4 protein-coding genes and 1 pseudogene are annotated in these 5631 nt (G+C 53.2%); 1 reads left to right on the top strand and 4 read right to left on the bottom strand.

The features are described 5' to 3' along the window. The 4 genes and pseudogenes from Q0294_RS09635 to Q0294_RS09650 all read right to left on the bottom strand — a co-directional run. Positions 1-873, bottom strand: a pseudogene (locus Q0294_RS09635) (hypothetical protein); the annotation flags it as partial. A 66-nt stretch (positions 874-939) separates the two neighbouring features. Beyond that, the gene (locus tag Q0294_RS09640; protein WP_299463992.1) at positions 940-2553 is read right to left on the bottom strand and encodes a hypothetical protein; all 1614 of its coding nucleotides are present in this window, start codon (positions 2551-2553) and stop codon (positions 940-942) included. A gap of 5 nt (positions 2554-2558) precedes the next feature. Further along, the gene (locus tag Q0294_RS09645) at positions 2559-3464 is read right to left on the bottom strand and encodes an ABC transporter ATP-binding protein (protein ID WP_299463995.1); all 906 of its coding nucleotides are present in this window, start codon (positions 3462-3464) and stop codon (positions 2559-2561) included. Continuing rightward, positions 3461-3859 carry a GntR family transcriptional regulator gene (locus Q0294_RS09650; protein ID WP_299463998.1) on the bottom strand — a complete coding sequence of 133 codons (399 nt, stop codon included), beginning with the start codon at positions 3857-3859 and terminating at the stop codon, positions 3461-3463. Before Q0294_RS09650 ends, Q0294_RS09645 begins: the two co-directional genes overlap by 4 nt. 225 nt (positions 3860-4084) lie before the next feature. On the opposite strand from Q0294_RS09650, the gene Q0294_RS09655 reads away from it, so the two are divergent. Next, entirely contained in the window at positions 4085-5554 is a 1470-nt protein-coding gene (locus Q0294_RS09655; RefSeq protein WP_299464002.1) for a sulfatase, read from the top strand. Positions 5555-5631 lie beyond the last annotated feature (77 nt).

The raw sequence follows: 5631 nt of genomic DNA on the forward strand, positions 1-5631 counted from the left end.
CCCCATCAGCAGATTGATCGTCAAAATAAACAGCCCGAACATCACCCCGCCGACGATCACGGCTCGGCGACAGGAATCGCGCCAATGCAACCGCGCCAGAGACGTCCACCGGGAGAGGGGCTCCATTTGTTGTTCAGGGATTGCTCCTGTGAGCAAGGCGTTCCACCAGACGATCATCTGCTCCCAATATTGACTGGGAACCGCTTCACCTGAACGAACTTTGCCAAACGCGCGGGTCCCCTGATACCAGGCCGCGACGCAGACCACTTGCATCGTCACAAATTCCGAAAGTGTCACATGACTCCAGGGAACGATTTCCGCTTTGAATCCGTTCGGGTAATAACGGGAGATGAACCACCAGAACATCGCGCCGATCAGACCAGCCGCCAGGAACAAACGCGTAAAGCTGGGCGCGTACTCGCACCAGAACACGCTATGCCCGACCAGAATCAAAGTGACCAGAAATAACAGCGGCCCCAGCAGCGGCCAGTAGTCGGTGAGCCAGTTTTCATCAAAAAACAGCACTCGATAAAACCCGTTTGTCACCAACTGCAGCACAACGACCAATCCGACCATCGCGAACATCAGCCAGGTGGCAATCGCCCGCGAAGAGACCGGCAGACTCAGACAGCTCTTTTGGCAACCCGCCAGTGCTTGCAAAGAGACTCCCAGAAAAGCGATCCAGGAGAGACCCAGGTAGGCGAAATGATAACCGGTCAGGTCATGTTCCATAAAATCCAGGTTCAAGCCCTCCATCCGTGTCAGCACCAGAAACAACAACGGCCCCATCACCAGCATACCCACCGCCAGCAGAGCGCCAAACCACGCGCGTTTACAAAACTGTTTCGTCGTCACATACAAGGCAGTTGTCATCGCAACACCTCACTTCTTTCGTTTACAAAACCACATTCGTTTGATTCAATATTTCAATCACTCGACTCAACGATGCCGATTGCACGACACCGCCAGGGGGATCGTCGCGAAGGGGGTTACTGCGAGCATGAGTAAGGAAGACCAGAGCAGCTTCAGAGGCCACTCGGATGTGCTCCAATAATTCCAGTAGACAGCAGAGACGATCAGACAAAACAACCCCGCCAACCAGAGCGCGCGGGTACGGATCAAATTGGCTCGATAAGCGCGTAGGTAAGCAATGATCGTAGCCGACCAGATCAACGCACTGTTCGTGAGAAAAAACACGACTCCCCAGATCGGATAGTAATCACTCATCAGAGCAGTCACGATTACAACGGTAGGCATGGCAGCTAGCAATTCTTTGGATCCCCGTTGTGGCGACCAGGTCAGAGCCAGAATATTCGCAAGCATTGCCCAGACTGCCAGAGCAACCCAGGCGCAGGTATATACGAAATTCCGATTCCATCCAGAACCAAACAGCCGATTCAGTTTTTCCTGAGTCGCTGCGGTGCCTTCAAATAACAAGGATAATAAAGAACCACCAGTCAGCCCGAACAGCAGAATCGAAGCAACCAGTAGCAAGACCAGTTTCACGATCGTACGCGTCAGAACGAAAGCCATATCTCGATCCGAAAGGGGGACGATCGCCAGATAGACTTTCATTTGCGTTGACTCTCGTGGCGACAAAGAGAATCCCAGCAGCAATATCAGAATGACACCACAACTAAAGAAAGCCATGATTGACAGAAAAATCACTTCACGGGAGGTACTGTTCCCGGAAAAGAACGTCAGAAAAAACACCAGACACCCCAAGCCTACGCTGATCGCAACAGAGGATCGACAGGAATCTTGCCAGTAAAGTTGTGCAAAAGCAGACGAGATGGATTCAAAGCGTTTTCGAGGGGCGATGATCGTCTGGTGCTGCAGAGTTTTCACTTTGGTTTGCATATGCTCCCAAGTCCGACTGGACTCAGTGGCACCGCAGCGCACCCGGTCACACGAACGGATCGCCCCGATCCAGGATGCCACAAACACAACCGACATCGTGATCAGTTCGAGAGGCGTGACCTGTTTCCAGGGCTCGAAGATGTCGCTGGATTGACTGTCGAAGTAACGAGACATAAACCAGAAAAACGTCATGTCACTAAAACAGATCCAGAATAACACTCTGAATAGACTCAGCGATTGTAGATTCCAGAAACCCCAATGGAGCACGACAACCATCGTCGCCAGAAACAGTGTTGGCCCCAGGATCGGCCAGCCGTCTCCGTACATCATCTCTCCATACAGAAACTGACGATAAATGAAAATTGCGACCAGGCTGACGCTGACGCTCACGACTAAGGTCGACAGGATCAGAGCACTGACGATTTCCGCTGTTTTGACAGGCATTCGGGGCAACATTTTTTTTGTCTGCTCCAGCACAGTGCCACACACTACCGCCAGCAAGAAAGCGGAAACCGCCATAAAAAAGAAATGCCACCCTAAAGACACCGGCGAGGGAGAATTCAATCGCCCCAGGAAACGCGCCAACATCTGCAGGCCCACCGGCGGCAATACCAGCATGCCGACAACCCCCAACCCAAGCGGCCAGAGAGATCTCAAAGAATATTTTGTCACCCGTAACAGACCGTCTGTCATGGTTCTCAGTCCTTAAAAGAACTTCGCGCGGCAGATTTCATACGGGCTACGAAAATTTCTTCCAGCGTGGGGGTACTCCGTTCCATGATCTCCGCATTCAACTCCTGCAATGCGGCTTCCAACTCCTGTTTCTGACCGTTGCAGACGATTTTCCATTCCCGGCCTGAGCCGGACCAGGTGAGTGCGCCCGTCAATTCCGGAAAGCAGGGCTGCGGTTCCTGGAAACGGACCGTCAACTGATAATGCGAAACCAGCACTTCATCCAGCGGGCTCGTGAGCAGGATCTTACCCTGATCGAGTATCGCCACCTGATCGGAAACGCGCTGCACTTCATCCAGCAGATGCGAAGAAAACAACACCGTGCGCCCCTCATCAACGACCGTACGAATGATGGCGTCCAGAATGTCTTTGCGGACCACCGGGTCCAGACCTGACGAAGGTTCATCCAGCACCAGCAACGGCGGGCGATGTGCCAGCGCCAATAAGAGCCCTGCCCGCGCCAGCTGCCCCCGTGAGAGCGTGGGCACTTTCTGATTGAGTGATAATTCAAACATCATCCGCAGTTCTTCCGCGTAAACCGGGTCCCATTTGGGATAAAAAGCGCGGGTGAATTCAAACAGTTCTCGAATCGACATCCACGCAGGGAGATCCCGATTTTCGGAAAGATGTCCGATCCGCCCCAGCACACCGGGAGGGTCCGTCACCGGGTTCAAACCAAACACACGCACGGTTCCCTGTTGCGGCTTCAGGAACCCCAGAATATGGTTCAAGAGCGTCGTTTTGCCGGCCCCGTTTTCGCCGACCAGCCCGAACACGCAGCCTTCCGGAACGGATAGACTGACATGCGCTAACGCCTGTTTCTTGCCGAAATGATGACTTAAATCACTGATTTCAATCACATGCTCGCTCATTTTTCGACCTCTTGGTAGGAATCAAACTTCTGGCTTCGCTGACGTAACAACTTCAACAGGGTTTCTTCATCCACGCCTAACTGACGCGACTCGGTCAGCAGGGCATCCATCCGCTCATTGAGAATGCGGCGTTTTTCTTTATTCGACAGGGGGGAGACGCCGTTAGAAATAAACACGCCGGCACCGCGTTTCGAGACCACGACCCCTTCCGCTTCCAGCTCGCGGTAAGCCCGCGCGACCGTATTCGGCGTGATCGTCAACTGCTGCGCGAGCCCGCGCACTGAGGGAAGTTGCTCGTGCGGCTCCAGACGCCCGGACGCCACCAGGAATTTGACCTGGTTCGCCACCTGCTGGTAATAGGGAGTGCCGTCTGCTTCTGATAATTGAATTTGCATTGAATTTCCTCACAACGAACTGTATCAACACAGTAATACAGTTACTTCAACGTGTCAACAACATTTTTTCGAGATTTTTGCAACTCATTTGACTTCCCAACATTCAGACAAACTTCATCCCCACAGCGGCGATCACAAAACGATCCTTGCGTCCGCGTCCGGATCAATGCAAAATAAAAGGCACACTTTCGATTCCTGCAAACACATCCGAGAAAGTTGGATCGCATGCAACATCCCGGCAGAATCTTCGCTTCGCTGCTGTTCGTCCTGTTCCTGACTGTCTGCCCTGCTCTCTGTTTCAATGCAGTTGCGGCTGAAAAACCCAACGTGCTGTTTATCGCCGCGGATGACCTGCGGTGCGATCTGGCCTGTTATGGTCATCCCCTGGCAAAAACGCCGCACCTGGATCAACTCGCATCGCGGGGCGTACTCTTCAAACACGCGTATTGCCAGCAGGCGCTGTGCAATCCGTCACGCGCTTCGCTGATGACGGGACGTCGGCCGGACAGTCTCAAGATCTGGGATCTGCCGACGCATTTTCGCAAAGTCGATCCAGCCATCGTGACGCTGCCTCAACTGTTTAAGCAACAAGGTTACTTCACGCAGAACATCGGCAAAATCTTCCACAACTGGCGTCAGAAAATTGAAGGAGACCCGGCGTCGTGGAGTGTGCCCGCGGTGATGCATTTTGCCCGGCATGATGACGACCAACCGGTTTTGAATGACAACAGAGAACTCCCCGTCAATCTGGCGAAGGCAGCACGAACTGAAAACCGCGACGTTCCCGATTCTGCATACTTCGATGGACGTATTGCTGATCTGGCGGTCAAAGCATTGCAGGAAGTCAAACAGAAACAGGAACCGTTCTTTTTAGCGGTTGGCTTCTGGAAACCGCACCTGCCTTTTAATCCGCCTAAAAAGTATTGGGACCTCTACAAGGACAGCCCCATTACTGTTCCCGATAATCCCACGCCTCCTGAAAATGTACCAGAGGTTGCGCTGCACGACAGTCGAGAAATCATGAGAGCCGTGAATGGGAAACTGACGGATGCCCAGATCATTGAACTGCGTACCGGTTATCTGGCCGGCATCAGTTATCTCGATGCGCAAATCGGTAAAGTCATCGCTGCACTGGATCGACTCGGCTTAAGCGATAACACAATTATTGTTTTCTGGTCGGATCACGGCTTCCATTTAGGCGAACACGGGCTGTGGTGCAAAACGTCGAATTTTGAAAACGACGCGCATGTGCCGTTGCTGATCTCGACGCCGCACATGAAACAGGCGGGCCAAACTTCCGCTGCGATGGTCGAACTGCTCGACATGTATCCGACGCTGGTGGAACTCTGCGCTCTCCCCGCTCCCGGAAAACTGGAAGGCAAGAGTCTGGTGCCCATTCTCAACGATCCCACGCAAACAGTGAAACCAGCAGCTTACACGCAGCACCCGCGACCCGCATACTATAAAGGCAAACCGGAATTCATGGGCGTCTCGGTCCGCACGCCCCGCTATCGCTACACCGAATGGCGCGACTTCAAAACCGGACAGGTCGCAGCGCGGGAACTCTACGATCACAACGTCGACCCGGAGGAAAATACGAACATCGTCGATCAGCCTTCCGATCAAGCCGCGTTTCAGGAAGCGGTCAAGTTGCTGGAAGCACAATTCCCACGCAAGAAACCGGAGCAGGATTAAGCGATGGCATTAACCTGTGTGCCACCGTCGGACAAGCTATTTAGGCCGGACACATGGGTAACAACCGTTCGGATACA

The sequence above is a fragment of the uncultured Gimesia sp. genome, assembly GCF_937919775.1.
In the GTDB taxonomy this organism is placed as follows: domain Bacteria; phylum Planctomycetota; class Planctomycetia; order Planctomycetales; family Planctomycetaceae; genus Gimesia.